Genomic DNA, 15,590 nt, shown 5'->3' with positions numbered 1-15,590 from the left:
GATAAGCTGGGGCTTCACCCGGATTGGCCACAAAGCTTTTCCATTCAGTGTCACGCTCACTCCCGCATTGATTGAAGTCGCAGGAAGAACGTCCGCGACGCCCGGTCTGGAGGTCCGCCCGATGTTCAAGGATGCTCCTGGTCCTGCCCTCATGGGCAGCACCAGGCATGAGGACGGTGTCCTCCGTTTTGAACCTGCGCTGCCGTTGATCGCCGGGCAGGTTTATCAGTTGCTGTGGCATGACGAAGCCGGGAAACAGGTCACCTACACCACAGCGTTAGAAGCCGCCCAACTCACCCGGCCTGCCGTCGCCTTGCGGCCTCAAGGCGTGCCTCTGCCAGCCAATGCGCTGAAACTCTACCTCCACTTCAGCCAGCCCATGGAGCAAGGGGTATTCCTCGAAAAGCTCCGCCTCACCGATGCCTCTGGAAACGAAATCCACGGCCCGTTTCGTGAAACCGAACTGTGGTCGCCCGATGGCAAAAGGCTGACCGTCTGGTTCCATCCCGGCCGCCAGAAAACCGGAGTGAACCTGAACGAGGACGAAGGCCCCGTCTTGATCGAGGGCGGTCATTACACTCTCCACGTAGCCGCCTCCTGGCGAAGCGTGCACGCAGTGCCTCTGGGCAATCATGAATCGTTTCCTCTCACCGTCGGCCCTGCCGATCACTCAAGCCCGCAGCCTGCCGAATGGAAGCTGGACCTGCCTCACTCCCACACCCTGGAGCCGCTCAAAATCACCTTTGATGAACCGCTGGATACCGCCATGCTCACCAGCGCCCTCACGGTGCGGCCCATCGGCTCAGATGCGGATATGATCTTGCACCCCACCGTTTTGCGGACGGGCACGCATTGGAGTGCTAAGCCAGATCAACCCTGGCAGCCCGGCAGCTACGAGCTGCGCATGGATCCCCTTCTTGAAGATCTCGCCGGCAACAGCCTGGTCAAGCCCTTCGAGACCGACGTCACGGAACCTGCCATACCCCGGCCACAGCCTGTCATCTCCCGCAAGTTCACCCTCCCGTAAAGATTTTTTGTAACCGGCCAGGATTAATCCGGTATTGAGCAATGAAGCTCCTTAAAGCTTCAGAGCTTCAGCCCAGCCACCCGATTTTCATGACCGAGACCTACGATCTCCTTTCCCAGCAGCGCATCGTTCCGGCCGTTGTCATAGACGACTATCGCCACGCCAAACCCTTGTCAGATGCCCTGGTTACAGGCGGTCTGCCCGTGGTGGAAATCACCCTGCGTACACCGGATTCGCTCGCCGCGCTGGAGCGCATCATTGACCGCCGGGACATGATTGTCGGCGCGGGCACCGTCACCACCCTGGCCCAGTTTGATGCCGCCTGGCGGCTCGGCGCACGGTTCATCGTCACCCCGGGTTTTGATGAAAACATTCTCCGTCACGGCAGGCGGCGGGACCTGCTCGTCATCCCCGGGGCCGTCACTCCCACGGAGATCATGCAGGCGCAGAACCTTGGCGTAGAACTCATCAAATTTTTCCCCAGCCATGCCTTCGGCGGTCTCAGCGCCATCGAAGCACTCACAGGTCCCTTTCCCAAAATGAAGTTCCTGCCTACCGGCGGCATCAATCTCGAAAACCTCGGGGCCTATCTCAAAAACCCCAACATCTTCGCCTGTGGCGGCACCTGGATGGTGCGGCGGGAATGGATGCAGGAAGCCGCCTGGGACAAGGTACGGGAGGCCACCGCCAAAACCGTGGAAATCGTCCGCTCGCTTGCCTGAGCAGCCCTGTGCCGTTTCTTCAAAAGGGTGCCGTCAAAGCACATCTACGTCACAGAAGTATGGGCAGAAGCCGCGCACCGCTCCCAGGTTGTCACCTTCGGTCTTGAGCGCTGACGAAACATCGCCAGATTCGGCGTATGGAGTCATGCGCCCTTTTGCAGGCCCGCGCCATCCTCCCACCAACCTCCGCCCAATCGCCCCCATGTCCCGCCGCACCCTTGCTGAGTCCTACGAGCACATCCCGACCCACGTTTTCCCCAGTTCCGGTGCCGCTGCAAAAGCCCTGGCCGCCGAGGTGAAGACGCTCATCGAAGAACGGGCCAAACAAGGCAAAAACGTCGTGCTCGGCATGGCTACCGGCTCCACTCCCGTCCCCTTTTACCGCGAGCTGATCCGCCTGCACAAAGAGGAAGGCCTCAGCTTCAAGAACGTCATCACTTTTAACCTGGATGAATACTACGGCCTCAGCGGCGACCATCCGGAAAGCTACGCCTGCTTTATGCGCGAGCAGATTTTCGATCACATTGACATCCCCAAAGCGAACATCAACATCCCCAGCGGCCTGGTCCCTGGAGATCAGGTCTTCGCCCACTGCCGCGAGTATGAGGAGAAAATAGACGCCGCTGGCGGCATTGATTTCCAGATCCTCGGCATCGGCCGTACCGGTCACATCGGTTTCAACGAACCCGGCTCCAGCCGCGATTCCCTGACCCGCCGCATCACCCTGGACCGCGTCACACGCCAGGACGCCGCCGCCGACTTCCGGGGGGAGGAAAACGTGCCCCACTTTGCCATCACCATGGGGGTGGGCACCATCCTGCGAGGGAAAAAACTCGTCCTTATGGCCTGGGGGGAGAACAAGGCCGAAATGGTGGCCAAGGCCGTCGAGGGCCAGGTCACGGAAGCCATCTCCGCCTCCTTCCTGCAGGACCATCCGGATGCCCGCTTCTTCATTGACAGCGGCGCCTCCCGCGAGCTCACCCGCATCAAGCTGCCCTGGCTGGTCGGCCCGGTTTCCTGGACCCCGCGCGAGACCCGCCGCGCCGTCTGCTGGCAGGCTTTCAAGACCCAGCGCCCCGTCCTGAAGCTCACGGACGAGCATTACAACGAGCACGGCCTCAGCGACCTTCTTTCCGAGCAGGGCCCCGCCTACCAGCTTAACATCCGCATCTTTAACCAGCTCCAGCACACCATCACCGGCTGGCCCGGCGGCAAGCCCAACGAGGACGATACCTACCGCCCTGAGCGCGCCACACCGTATCCAAAACGCGTCCTCGTTTTCAGCCCGGAACCCCAGGATGCCATCGTCGCCATGGGCAGCACCATCGAGCGCCTGGTCGAGCAGGGGCACGATGTCCGCATCGTCGCCCTCACCAGCGGCAGCCTGCGCGTGGCCGACAGCGAGGCCGATAAATTTGCCGGCACCTTGCTGGAGCTGGCGGGTGTCGTCGAAGACAGCCCTGCCTGGCAAAACCAGACCGCCTACGCACGGGAAGTCCTCCGCCTGCTGGAAGAGAAGGGTGAATTCGGCGAGGACACACCCGTCCTCCGCCAGCTCAAAGGCCTCATCCTGCGCGGCGAGCTGCGTGATGCCGCCCACGCGTGCAATGTCGGCACGGACCACGTTACCTTTCTGGACCTGCCCTTTTATGAGCAGGGCCGTTACCGCCGCTTCAAAAGCAGTGCGGAGGATGTCGAAGTCCTCACCGCCCTGCTGCGCGAAAACAAACCTCACCAGATCTATACCACTGGCGATGCCGCCGATCCCAGCAGCGTCTCCGGCATCTGTTTCCGCGTCCTCGAAAGCGCCATGAAAGCCTGCAAAGGCGAGGACTGGGCCGGCAGCACCAGCCTGTGGCTGTATCGCGGCAAGGAAAAACCCCTGGCCGCGCACGAAATTGACATGGCCGTGCCCCTCAGCCCCATGCAGCTCGGCCGCAAAGCCCGCGCCCTTTCACGCTACGGCTCCCTGTCCAGCCTCGAGCTTTCCTCCCCGGAATCCAACCGCCAGAACGCCGAGCATTACGATGCCCTCGGCCTGCCGGAATACGAAGCCATTGAAACCTTCCAGCGCTGGAGCCGGGTCTAAAGAACTGCTTATTTTTCCACTCTGCTCAGGTCCACGCATCCCGGAAGAAACGGCTTCCGTTTGTAAAGATATGCTCTCCAAAGCCAGCCTTTCCATCATCGCCGCCCTGTCCCTGGCAGGTCCTCTTTCCGCTGCCGAACTCATTGACCCTGCGGCCTTCGGATTTGGCCGCCCAGGTTACATGGTGGATACCACCGTCATTGGCGGGCAGGATTTCGACGGCAGCATCCGTGGCAGCCTGGAGGTCTTTGAACTCCGCACCATCCTCCCCGTGTGGAGCACCAAGGTGGGGGAGGGCGGGCGCATTGCCACCTCGCTCGGGTACAACATCACCCAGCTCAACTTTGATCCGGGTGACCGCATGGATCTGCACAACCTGGAGCTTCAGGTGTCTTATTTTTGGAACTCCCCTACCTCCAACTGGTGGGGCCTGGGTTTCGTCACTCCAGGGCTTGGCACCGATTTCAACGGCATCTCTTTTGATGACTTCCAGATCTCCGCCCTCGGCCTCCTGGGCTACAAGTTTACGGAGACCTTCACCATCGCCGGTGGTGTCTTCGCCAGTTATGCCAATGATGACGGCACCCTGCTTCCGGCTCTGGGCTTCATTTGGAATCCGGGAAACTGGACGCTCCAGGTCACGCCCCCCTTCATGGTGCTGGGGTACAAGATCAGTGATCCCGTGACCGTCAGCCTCAGTATGTATCCCAGCGGCGGCTCCTGGGATGTGGACCGCCAGGATGGCATCAATACCGTGGATCTCTCAGGCTGGCAGGGGGCTGCCTCCATCATCTGGAAGGCCACGGACAAGCTGTCCCTCTCCCTCCGTGCGGGCATCAATTTTGCCGGTGAATTTGAACTCCGCGACACGCGTGAGCGCGTATTGGTGGATGAAAATCTGGATCCGGCCCCTTTTGGTGCCTTCAACATCCGTTGGGCCTTCTAATGCTAAAAGCGGCTACGAGTATTTCACATTCTTGCGCGGCTCCATTTCAAAGGCGGTCGCCTCTTGCTCCGCCACATGGGGCTTCAGTACTTCATCGCGGAATTTAATGTAGTGGGGATCGTCCAGGCACATGGCTAGCTTGTCCATGCTCTCCACCTCCAAATAGACGAACCAGGGAAACGGGTCACAGGGGTTGACCCGTTTCCCCGTTTTCACCGTCAGTACTTCGGGGATGCGCAGCAGAGACATCCGCGCACGCGACATCATGTCCTCCTGCTTTTCCTCCGTAACCTCCGGCCTGAGCTTGTAGAGGCTGAGATAGGCAATCATGGCAGCCTCAAAAAAAGAATCAGTTTTTCCAGTCCAGCACCCCTTTGCGCCAGGCATAAAGGAAAGCCACGCCCAGGATGCTGATAAAGCCCAAAGCCGACCAGGCGATGCCCGCTCCGAAAACGGCCAGATAGTCCTTATAAATGATGGCCCCCGGGTACAAAAAGACCACTTCGATGTCGAACAGCACAAACAGCATCGCGACGATGTAGAATTTCACGCTGAACCGGGGCTGGCCCTCCATCAGGGGAAGCATCCCGCACTCATAGGAGCTGTCCTTCATGGCGCTGCGCTTGGCTGATTTGCCGAAGAGCACGGAAACCAGCAGTGTGACGGCGGCAAAGCCGCCTGCGATGGCGACTTGCAAAAGGACAGGAAGGTAGTTCTCGGTCATGGCGGGAAAGGAAGCGTGGAGTAATAGACGCCCCTGGCCGCAGCGTCAAGCAGCCCGGTTAGCAGGGTCTAAAGGATTGGCTTGGTGCATCAAGAGGGCCTCCGCCCAAATAGTTTCCATAGATATTTGAATTCATTCAAAATCCATTTCTTGGAAATTATGTGCCGATTGAGACACAACCAGAATCCGGGAGGGGGGCGAATGAAGGGGCACGCTGGTGGCTAACGCCGTCGGCTTGCTGGTCGCTTTGCGGTCATACCACCCTAAACACACGCGCACACTCCTATGAAAAGATCCAGAAGCCAAACACCCGCCGGAACAAAAAAGAGAGGTCGCAAGACCTCCTCTCTAGATACGATCACCAGATCCTGCAGGGCTGCTGTCAAATCCGCCTGCTGCAGTCTTTTCCTGGGCGCTGCCGGACTGACCCTCCTTCACACCCCGGCTGCGGCGCAGGCTACTTATTATTGGGACGGTGCGGCTGGCAACAGTTCCTGGGCCGGTGACAACTGGACGACTGATATCACCGGGGTGGCCGCAAATGGCCCCTTGGCACCAAACTCTGACGTCATCTTTTCGACCATTATTGACCCCGCGAATCAGGTTAATACCATCCTGGGTGCCAATCAGACGGTCAACAGCCTAACCATTAATGACCCGGCAGTCGCCAGCATTTCTGACTGGACGCTGACCATCGACGGCAATGCGGCTACCGCCATCAATGTCGGGCTGCTCGCAGGGCCGGTCGCCATCCTCAGCGATGTCGTCCTGGATGGCTTATCCAACACCATCATTGTGGACAACCTTGGCGGCCTGAACATCTCCGGGGAAATCTCCGGCACCATCGGCCTCATCAAGGATGGGACCGGTGAGCTGATCCTGACCGGCGCCAACGTCTATACTGGCGCGACGGTCATCAACGAAGGGGTGCTTCAGGTCGGAAACGGCACCACCGGTTCCCTCAATGCACTCTCAGACGTGACAGTGACCGCAGGGACCACCCTCCAGATCAATCTGGCTGACGGCACCGTCTGGAGCAACCAGGTGGCCAATGCAGGCACGGTGGAATGGATCGCCGCAGGGACCAACACCCAGGCCTCCACCAGCGTCATCAGCGGCGCAGGTGCTCTGGAGCAGAGCGGCACAGGCACCACGGTGCTTTTGGGTGAGAATACCTATACCGGCACCACCCTGGTTTCGGACGGTATTTTGCAGATCGGTGACGGCACATCCGGCTCCATCAGCGCTCTCTCAGACGTGACCATTGGTGCCGCAGGTGAACTGCACATCAGCCTCGCCGACAGCGGGATCTGGGAAAATGACGTGACCAACAATGGCGAACTCCACTGGATCTCCCCTGTGGACAATACCCAGGACGCCACCAGCGTCATCAGCGGCACCGGCAGCATGGAAATCACCAGCATCGGCACCACCACGCTTGAGGCAAACAACACCTTCTCCGGCGGTACCCTCATCAATACCCCCGGCACTGTCCTGGTAAGCAGCCCCTTCCTGACCTCCACCGCCTTCGGCACTGGCACTCTGGAAATCCAGCAGGGCCTTGTGGATACGGTAGGCGGCCAGGTCCTCCAGATCAATGTCGGCGGATATGTTCAAAGTGGAGGCGAGATCGCCATCAGCCTTCTCGGCACCCTGCCAGGGACCTATACACAGTATAACGTGACCGGTTCCGCCGCCCTGAGTGGTGGCATCGTCAGCCTGTATGACGAAACGGGCACCTACGTCCCCGAAGGCGCCTGGGCGGGCAATCCGACCGGAGACATGCAGACCATCGTCCAGACCACCGGTGGTCTGGTGGGTGAATTTGCCTCCAATACTCCGGTTGCGACGATCTATAACACCGAGTTCGACCAGACCTTCGTGTATGCCCAGGGCCAGACCCTCCTCTATCCCACCATCACCTATGATGTGAACGACGCCAATGTCACCTGGGTGCGGGATTCCTATCAGTCCGTTCCCGGCCTCACGCGCAACCAGCGCTCCGTGGCCGGCGGTCTGGACGGTTTTGCCTTACTGAACGCAGGCAATGCCGGCGGTGCCCTGACCTTCCTCAATGCCCAGGCCATCGGTACCCTGGCCGGCCTGTATGACCTCATCGCTCCAGAAGAGCTCACCGGCATCTTCCAGATGGGTTTTCATGCTTCTGAAATGCAGGCCGCCAGCATCGTCCAGCATCTGGAATACGTGCGTAACAACGCCCGCCGCCCCATGGGTGACAAAGAGAGCCACAGCATCCAGGCTTCCGCCGGTGGCAAGCACGTTGAAGATCCCGCTCCCGCAGTGGAAAGCCCCGAAGGCCGCTGGAACATGTTCATCGAAGGTCTGGGCGGCAATGCCGACGTCGGCAGCACCTCCAACGCAACAGGTTATGACTTCGACATGTACGGAGCCATGATGGGGGTGGACTACCTGGTCAATGAGAGCTTCGCCATCGGCCTCACCGGTGGATACCTCAACAGCGATGCCAGCCTCATCAACGGCGGCAGCATTGAGACCGACAGCTATCGCGCTGCCATCTATGGCACCTTCTTCAAGGGCGGCTTCTACCTCGACGGCCTTGTGGGCCTGGCCTATAACTCGTATGACACCGACCGCCTGGCCCTCCTGGGCCGCGCGACCGGCGATACGAACGGCCTGGAATTTACCACCATGCTGAACACGGGCTATGACTTCCGCGCAGGCAACCTGACCTTCGGTCCGGTGGCCTCCGTGGCTTATACACGGGTGGATCTGGACGGCTTCACGGAATCCGGCTCCCTCACCCCGCTGAGCTACAGCGACCAGGAGCAGGAATCCTTCCGCACCAATCTCGGTGCCCGTATCAGTTATTCAATCCCTGCCGGCCGCGCGCGCATCATCCCGTCCGCCCGCGTCACCTGGCAGCATGAGTTCATGGACGCCACCCAGTCCATTGACTCCTCCTTCGCCTCCGGCCCTGGTCCGGTCTTTACCGTGGACGGTCCTGAAATGGGCCGCGACAGCGCCCTCGTCACAGCGGGTCTGACCGTTCAGTTCAATCCTTCCGTCGCCGCCTATGCCTTCTATACAGGCCAGCTCGGCCGGACAAACTACGACTCCCACAACGTGACCCTCGGCGTGCGCATCAGCTTCTGATCTGAACGTCCTGAACGGCACAAAATCCATCTGGCCGCCTCCTTCGGGAGGCGGCCTTTTTATGGGGCTCATTTCTGAAAGAGTCATAAAACATTCATATACAATGAATTAAGACGAGTGAATTTAATCTCCAGAAAGCCGTCTGATTGATGCGTTAACGAAATATATATTTTCAATTTAGGGGCATTACTCATTGACAATTAATTTCATTAACCGTTAATGGGCCAGATTATAATTTTACGAAAAAAGAAAGAATTACCATAATGAAACTAATTATCCATAAACCAAGCCGCCCCGGGTTCGGTTCGCGCTTCTCAGCCGCGAATTTTAAAGGGCTATTCAAACAAGCCTGTGGCAGTTTATGCCTCCTGGCAGGCGGATTCGCTTTCTTTGCCCCCGCCGCTCACGGACAGTCCCTCGGCGCTGCCGCAGATTTCGCCGTGCTCGGTGGATCCACCGTGACCAATACCGGACCCACTCTCATCACCGGCGATCTCGGCGTCAGCCCTGGCTCCGCCATCACGGGTTTTCCTCCAGGAAGCCTCACCGGCACTCTTTACACCGGCAGCGACGGCCCGGCAGTCGCCGCCCATGCGGATACTGTGACCGCCTATAATTTGATCGCGGGCCAGTTGATTTATACTGACCTGACGGGCTCGGACCTCGGCGGCATGACTCTCTCTCCCGGCGTTTACCACTTTGATACCTCCGCCCAGCTCACCGGTATCCTGACCCTGGACCCCGGCGGCCTGGCCAACCAGACCTTTCACTTTCTCATCGGCTCCACCCTGACCACGGCGGATTTCTCTGCCGTGGACTTTCTTGGCCTGGGCCTGTCACCCAACGTCTTCTGGCAGATTGGCACTTCCGCCACCCTGGGCATTGGGACCGACTTTTATGGCAACATTCTGGCGGATCAGAGCATCACCCTCGCCACCGGGGCCGGGATCTCCAACGGCAGGGCACTGGCCATTAACGGAGCCGTCACCCTGGACAGCGCAATCGTCAACAATGGGGCGGCTGCCGCTCTGGACCCGGTCACGGGTACCTATTGGAAGGGAGACGTGGGTCCCGGAGGCAACCTCTGGTCCGGCACCAACTGGTCCCCAGACACCACGGGCGCAGTGAATGCCAACCTCGCCGCCGCAGGGGCCAACGTCATCTTTTCCGTGACCGGTGTGGTCCCGGTGAACCAGGATACCCTCCTGGACAAGAATCAGGAGATCGCCAGTCTGATCATCAATGACAATGTCGCCGTCAGCATCTCCGGGCCGAATACCCTGACCATCAACGGGGCCGGTCTCATCACAGGCATCCGGGTCAACGACGGAGCCGGACTGCTCACCATTGCCTCCAATCTGACCCTGGCTGGCACTTCCCAGACCATCACGGTGAACAATGATGACGGCATGCTCGTCAGCGGTGTCATCGGTGGCGGCATCGGTCTCACCAAGGCAGGCACGGGCTTGCTCACCCTCACCGGGGAAAACATTTATACCGGCCCAACCAACGTTTCCGCAGGCACCCTGCAGCTGGGCAATGGCCTCACCGGCAGCATTCTTGCCACTTCGCCTGTTTCAGTGGATCTGGGCGCGACTCTGCTCATCAATCTCGTGAACGGTGGCATCCTCAGCAATCAGGTGGCCAATACTGGCACCGTGGAATGGATCGCCGCAGGGGTCAACACCCAGGCATCTACAAGCGTGATCAGCGGTGCAGGCGCTCTGGAACAGAGCGGCACAGGCACCACGGTGCTTTTGGGCACCAATACCTATACCGGCACCACCCTGGTTTCGGACGGGATTTTGCAGATCGGCGACGGCACCTCCGGCTCCATCAACGCTCTCTCAAACGTGACCATTGATGCCGGAGCTGAACTTCACCTCAGCCTCATTGACGGCGGCAACTGGGCCAACGACGTGGTAAACAATGGAGAACTCCACTGGATCGCCCCTGGCAGCAATTCCCAGGCCTCCACCAGCGTCATCAGCGGCACGGGCAGCATGCTTGTCATCAGCCCTGGCACGACCGTTTTCGAAGGCACGAACACCTTCAGCGGCGGCAGCATCATCAATACCACCGGCATTGTCCTGGCGGGGAATCCCTCCGCCATTTCAGGCACCCCTTACGGCACCGGCACACTGGACATCCAGCAGGGTTATGTGGATACGCTGAACGGCCAGGTCCTTCAGATTAACGTCGGCGGTTATACCCAGAGCGGTGGCGAAATCGGCCTGCATCTGCAAGGCACCACCCCAGGTTCCTATACCCAATACAACACGGGCGGCATCGCCACCCTGACCGGCGGCACCGTCTTCCTTTACAATACCAGCGGCAACTATGTGCCGAATGGAGCCCGTGCAGGCACTTCTGCTGGCGACATGCAGACCATCGTCCAGACTGTCGGCGGCCGGACCGGCGAATTCGCCTCCAACCTGCCTGAAGCGCAGTTTTATAACGCCCAGTTTGACCGCGTCATCAATTACGCCCAAGGCCAGACTCTGCTTTATCCCACGATCACTTATGACGCCAACAACGCGTATGTCACCTGGGTTCGCGACTCCTACACTTCCCCTCCAGGTCTCACCCCCAACCAGGACTCCGTCGGCGAAGGTCTGGACGGTTACCAGGCCGTGAATCCGGGAGATCTGGATGGCGCACTGACTTACCTCAATGCACAGCCTCTGGCCAGCCTGCCAGGTCTCTATGACCTGATCGCTCCAGATGAGCTGACAGCCATTTTCCAGATGGGTTTCCATGCAGCCGAGATCCAGGCTTCCCGCATCCAGCAGCATCTGGAGCAGGTGCGCTTCGGTGCTCGCCGCGCCGGTGGCGAGGTAGATGCCCAGGACCAGAGCATCGCATCTGCCACAGGTGGCAAAGGCGTGGTGGACACCGCCCCGGAAGCCGCCCCTGCGTCCCAGGAAGGTCGCTGGAATCTGTTTGTGGAAGGTCTCGGCGGCGGTGCCAATGTGAACGGCACCTCCAACGCCAGCGGTTATGACTTCAACATGATCGGTGCCATGATGGGCGCGGATTACCTGGTGAATGAAAACTTTGCCATCGGCATCACCGGCGGTTATGCCGATTCAGATGCCAGTCTCATCAATGGCGGCAGCATTGATACCGAAAGTTATCGCGGCGCTGTCTATGCGACCGTCTTTGGCGGCGGTTTCTATCTGGATGGTCTCCTGGGCCTGGCGTATAACGAATACGATACCGAGCGCGAAGCCCTCCTCGGCCGCGCCAAAGGCAGCACCAACGGTCTGGAAATGAGCGCCCTCCTCAACGGCGGGTATAACATCCGCTCAGGCAACTGGAGCTACGGCCCCGTCGCTTCCCTGGCCTATACCCGGGTCAGCCTGGACAGCTTCACCGAATCCGGTTCGCTGACACCTCTGCGTTATCCTGACCAGCATCAGGAATCCCTCCGGTCCAACCTGGGTGCGCGCATCAGCTATACCACCCTGGTGGGCGGCGTGCGTGTCACTCCGATGGCCCGCATCACCTGGCAGCACGAATTTATGGACAGCACCCAGTCCATGGACTCCTCCTTCGCCTCCGGCCCCGGCCCGGTCTTCAGTGTGGACGGTCCCGAGATCGGTCGCGACAGCGCCCTCATCACCGCAGGTTTCAATGTGCAGTTCACCCCTTCGGTGAGCGCCTATACCTTTTATTCCGGCCAGGTCGGACGTGAGAACTACTCTTCCCACAACGTGACGCTCGGCATGCGCATCAGCTTCTAAGCTGACCGCCTCGAAAGGCATCCAAATCTATGGGCCGTCTCCTTCGGGAGGCGGCCTTTTTGCGTTGATTTCCTTGTCGCACATTGCCTTCGCCTCGGTGAAGATGGGCCATGGAAATTCTCGGTTTTCTCCTGGGCCTCGGAGTGCTTTTTTACTTTTTGGCCAGCCCGGGCATCGCCTGGTTTCAAGCCTCTGCGGCACGCAAGGAAGCCTCGGACCTGCGCGAAGAGATGGAAAAGTTGCGCCTTCAGATGGCCCAGCTTCAGAAAGAAATCTCCCACCGTCCCACCCTGCCGGTGGAAGAGCCGCCGCTCCCGGTCCTGGCAGCACCTGAACCTCTCTTGCCTCGTGTAGAAGCGCCCGTCTTTGTCCCCCAGCCTCCTTTACCCCCGCCGCTCCCGGTTTTTCAAAAGATCGAAGAACCGCCTCTGCCACCGCCTGCGGACAATTCCCCTGAGCCACTGCCGCCTAAACCCGCACCCGTCATCAAACCGGCTGTCATTGCCAGACCGGAGATCTCGCTGGAGCAGTTCCTGGGCGTCAAGCTCTTCGCCTGGATCGGAGGGCTGGCGCTGTTTTTGGGCATCGTCTTTTTTGTGAAGTATGCCTTTGAGCGCAATCTCATCTCGCCTGCTTTGCGGACAATCATTGGTTTTATCATCGGCGGCAGCCTGGTCACTACAGGCATCGTCATGCGCCGCAGCAAAGACTATGCGGTGCTGGCGCAGACCCTGGCGGCCACGGGCGTGCTCATTCTTTATGGCGTCACCTATGCCGCGCATGAGCTGTATCACTTCCCGGCCTTTGGCACGCTGAGCACGTTCATTTACATGTCGCTGATCACGGCCGGTGCCTTTGTACTGGCCGTGAGGATGGAGGCCCCCGTTATCGCCGTGCTGGGCATGGCCGGAGGTTTCCTCACGCCCATCTTTGTCAATACCGGAACAGACAATCCGTTAGGCCTGTTTGGTTATGTGCTGCTCATTGACCTGGGGCTGATGGCGGTGGCCAAAAAGCGTGGCTGGTTTTACCTCATCGCCTGCGGAGCCGCTGGTACGCTGCTGCTGGAGGCGGGCTGGTTTGCCGAATGGTTCCACCGGGGTGAATACCACCTGGGCGCGAAAATCTGGATCCCGGTCACCGTGCATGTCTTCTTCCCGGCCCTGTTCGCCACAGCCACCTGGTGGCTGCACCGGCCGCAGGATCGCAGTAGCCTGGCTTCAAAAGAAAACGCCTCGCTGTATCCGGCGTATGGCGGGCTGGCGCTCGCGGCGTGGAGTTTCGTCGTGGCCTTTGTATTCCTGAATCATGATTACATCACCTCGCGGCCTTTGGTCTTGAACGGCTTTTTGTTTGCCATCAATCTCGCCGTGCTCTTGCAGATCTGGACGCAGCCACGGGTGGCCCTGGCACAATGGGTGGCCGCCTTGCTCAGCTTTGTGCATCTGGCCGTGTGGAGCTCCCTTCGCCTCACGGATGCGACGTTGATCCCCGCCTTGGTCAGTTACCTGGTCTTTGGTCTCATGCACACCGGTTTTGCCCTGTTGGCCATGCGCAAGAAACCAGAGACGATGCAGGCGCAGAAGCATGGTATCTGGCTCGGCCCCGTCGCGGTGTTGTTGGTTATCGCGCCCATGTTTGCCCTGCCGACGGTGCCCTGGCTCATCTGGCCGACCGTCCTGCTGCTAAACCTCATGACCATTGCGGTGGCGGCGGTCACCTTCGCGCTGGCCCCAGTATTGCTGGCCCTCTGCGTCACCCTCCTGGCCATGGGCTTCTGGCTTTTCCGGCTAGATCCGCTGGCCGGGCCGTGGTGCTTCCTGTTTACCCTGGGCGGCTTTGCCCTGGTGTTTGCCGCTGCCGGAGCCGTGCTTTCCGCCCGAGTGCGCTTGCGCCAGGGCGGTGAAAAACCCAGCGGCACTCAATGGCTGACCAGCCTGGAAGGCCAGCTCCCCATGGCCTCCGCCAGCCTGCCATTCATCCTGCTCATCATCGCCACCTACCGGCTGAACCTGGTCAACCCCACCCCGGTCTTCACCCTTGGCGTACTCTTGTCGTTAGGCCTGCTGGTCCTCATGCGCCTGTCACTTCTGCCCGCGCTCGGCCTGGCCGCGCTCATCTGCATGTGGCTGCTGCAGCATGTCTGGATGGACCTGCACTTCCACCCTGACCGCCCCTGGATGGCACTCGGGTGGTTTCTGGGCATCGCCTCCCTCTTCGCCAGCTATCCCTTTGTCTGGAAATCACGCTTTCAAGAAGTGGCCCTGCCGTGGGTCGTCTCCGCCAGCACCTGGCTTTTGCAAGGGCTGCTCATCTACTGGGTCTGCGATACCCTGCCCATGATGGAGAACCGCATGGGCTGGGTGCCTGCCCTGCTGGCCCTGCCGCCGCTGGCCTCGCTCTATGCCGTCATTAAAATGCCCCTGCCTGCGGACAGCCTCATCCACCGGCTGGTGCGCAACACGCAGCTTGCCTGGTTCGGGGGCGTGGCCCTGGCCTTCATCACGCTCATCTTTCCGGTCCAGTTTGACCGCCAGTGGCTGACCCTCGGCTGGGCCTTGGAAGGAGCCGCGCTGTGCTGGCTCTTCACCCGCGTCCCGCACAGCGGCCTCCGCCGGGTGGGCCTGGGCCTGCTCACCGCCGCCTTTGTCCGCCTGTCGCTGAACCCTCTGGTGCTGGAGTATCACGAGCGCAGCGGCCCCCCCGTCTGGAACTGGTTTCTTTATGCCTATGGCATCACCGCCATGGCCATGTTCGCCGCCGCCTGGTGGCTGGCCCCGCCGCGTGACCGCCTGGGCGAAATCAACCTGCGCGCCTGGCTCTGGAGCTTCGGTGGCATCCTGCTCTTCCTCCTCGTTAACATCGAGATCGCCGATTATTTCACTCCCGTCGGCGAGCGCTTCATTTCCACCCGCTGGGGCGGCGACTTCGCCCGCAGCATGACCTTCAGCATCGCCTGGGCTCTCTTTGCTCTCAGCCTGCTCATCATCGGCTTCCGCCTGGATGCCAAAGGTGCCCGCTATGCCGGCATCGCCCTCATGGGCATCACCCTGCTGAAGCTCTTCCTCCACGATCTTGCCAACATCGAAAGCATCTACCGCATCGCCGCCCTCATCGTCGTCGCCCTCATCGCCCTCGGTGCCTCCTTCCTCTACCAGCGCTTCTATGCGCGGCAGGGGAGGGCGGGGTAGAAATGGAATT

Annotated in this window: 9 protein-coding genes; 7 read left to right on the top strand and 2 right to left on the bottom strand. The window is 60.1% G+C overall.

Features of this window, described 5'->3' with window-relative positions:
• The first annotated feature begins 151 nt into the window (after positions 1-151).
• From WJU23_RS17685 to WJU23_RS17670, 4 genes are all read left to right on the top strand, one after another.
• Positions 152-1,027 (top strand): Ig-like domain-containing protein, encoded by an 876-nt coding sequence (locus tag WJU23_RS17685; RefSeq protein WP_346333936.1) that lies wholly within the window; start codon positions 152-154, stop codon positions 1,025-1,027.
• An 89-nt stretch (positions 1,028-1,116) separates the two neighbouring features.
• Entirely contained in the window at positions 1,117-1,749 is a 633-nt protein-coding gene (gene eda, locus WJU23_RS17680; RefSeq protein WP_346333935.1) for a bifunctional 4-hydroxy-2-oxoglutarate aldolase/2-dehydro-3-deoxy-phosphogluconate aldolase, read from the top strand.
• A gap of 202 nt (positions 1,750-1,951) precedes the next feature.
• Complete coding sequence (gene nagB / locus WJU23_RS17675; RefSeq protein ID WP_346333934.1) at positions 1,952-3,838, top strand: glucosamine-6-phosphate deaminase; 1,887 nt, start codon at positions 1,952-1,954, stop codon at positions 3,836-3,838.
• A 70-nt stretch (positions 3,839-3,908) separates the two neighbouring features.
• The gene (locus WJU23_RS17670) at positions 3,909-4,784 is read left to right on the top strand and encodes a DUF6268 family outer membrane beta-barrel protein (protein WP_346333933.1); all 876 of its coding nucleotides are present in this window, start codon (positions 3,909-3,911) and stop codon (positions 4,782-4,784) included.
• 12 nt (positions 4,785-4,796) lie between these two features.
• Here the strand turns inward: WJU23_RS17670 and WJU23_RS17665 are convergent, their stop codons facing one another.
• A complete protein-coding gene (locus tag WJU23_RS17665; RefSeq protein WP_346333932.1) occupies positions 4,797-5,114 on the bottom strand; it encodes a Dabb family protein in 318 nt (105 codons plus the stop codon).
• Between the two features lie 19 nt (positions 5,115-5,133).
• Positions 5,134-5,508, bottom strand: a complete 375-nt coding sequence (locus WJU23_RS17660) for an NADH-quinone oxidoreductase subunit A (RefSeq protein ID WP_346333931.1) — start codon at positions 5,506-5,508, stop codon at positions 5,134-5,136.
• A 285-nt stretch (positions 5,509-5,793) separates the two neighbouring features.
• On the opposite strand from WJU23_RS17660, the gene WJU23_RS17655 reads away from it, so the two are divergent.
• The 3 genes from WJU23_RS17655 to WJU23_RS17645 all read left to right on the top strand — a co-directional run bounded on the left by WJU23_RS17655 (position 5,794) and on the right by WJU23_RS17645 (position 15,580).
• Positions 5,794-8,643, top strand: a complete 2,850-nt coding sequence (locus WJU23_RS17655; RefSeq protein WP_346333930.1) for an autotransporter domain-containing protein — start codon at positions 5,794-5,796, stop codon at positions 8,641-8,643.
• Between the two features lie 263 nt (positions 8,644-8,906).
• Entirely contained in the window at positions 8,907-12,389 is a 3,483-nt protein-coding gene (locus WJU23_RS17650) for an autotransporter domain-containing protein (RefSeq protein WP_346333929.1), read from the top strand.
• A gap of 110 nt (positions 12,390-12,499) precedes the next feature.
• Positions 12,500-15,580, top strand: coding sequence for a DUF2339 domain-containing protein (locus WJU23_RS17645; protein WP_346333928.1), 3,081 nt, complete (start codon positions 12,500-12,502; stop codon positions 15,578-15,580).
• The last annotated feature ends 10 nt before the right edge of the window (positions 15,581-15,590 follow it).

Origin of the sequence: Prosthecobacter sp. SYSU 5D2 (assembly GCF_039655865.1) — a bacterium.
In the GTDB taxonomy this organism is placed as follows: domain Bacteria; phylum Verrucomicrobiota; class Verrucomicrobiia; order Verrucomicrobiales; family Verrucomicrobiaceae; genus Prosthecobacter.
This window is presented reverse-complemented; position numbering and strand designations above follow the sequence as displayed.

Bases quoted from the DNA above. Each gene is read 5' to 3' on its own strand.
- WJU23_RS17650 (WP_346333929.1), top strand. From the start codon at position 8,907: ATGAAACTAATTATCCATAAACCAAGCCGCCCCGGGTTCGGTTCGCGC.
- WJU23_RS17645 (WP_346333928.1), top strand. From the start codon at position 12,500: ATGGAAATTCTCGGTTTTCTCCTGGGCCTCGGAGTGCTTTTTTACTTT.
- WJU23_RS17660 (WP_346333931.1), bottom strand. From the start codon at position 5,508: ATGACCGAGAACTACCTTCCTGTCCTTTTGCAAGTCGCCATCGCAGGC.
- WJU23_RS17665 (WP_346333932.1), bottom strand. From the start codon at position 5,114: ATGATTGCCTATCTCAGCCTCTACAAGCTCAGGCCGGAGGTTACGGAG.
- eda (WP_346333935.1), top strand. From the start codon at position 1,117: ATGACCGAGACCTACGATCTCCTTTCCCAGCAGCGCATCGTTCCGGCC.
- nagB (WP_346333934.1), top strand. From the start codon at position 1,952: ATGTCCCGCCGCACCCTTGCTGAGTCCTACGAGCACATCCCGACCCAC.
- WJU23_RS17655 (WP_346333930.1), top strand. From the start codon at position 5,794: ATGAAAAGATCCAGAAGCCAAACACCCGCCGGAACAAAAAAGAGAGGT.
- WJU23_RS17685 (WP_346333936.1), top strand. From the start codon at position 152: ATGGGCAGCACCAGGCATGAGGACGGTGTCCTCCGTTTTGAACCTGCG.
- WJU23_RS17670 (WP_346333933.1), top strand. From the start codon at position 3,909: ATGCTCTCCAAAGCCAGCCTTTCCATCATCGCCGCCCTGTCCCTGGCA.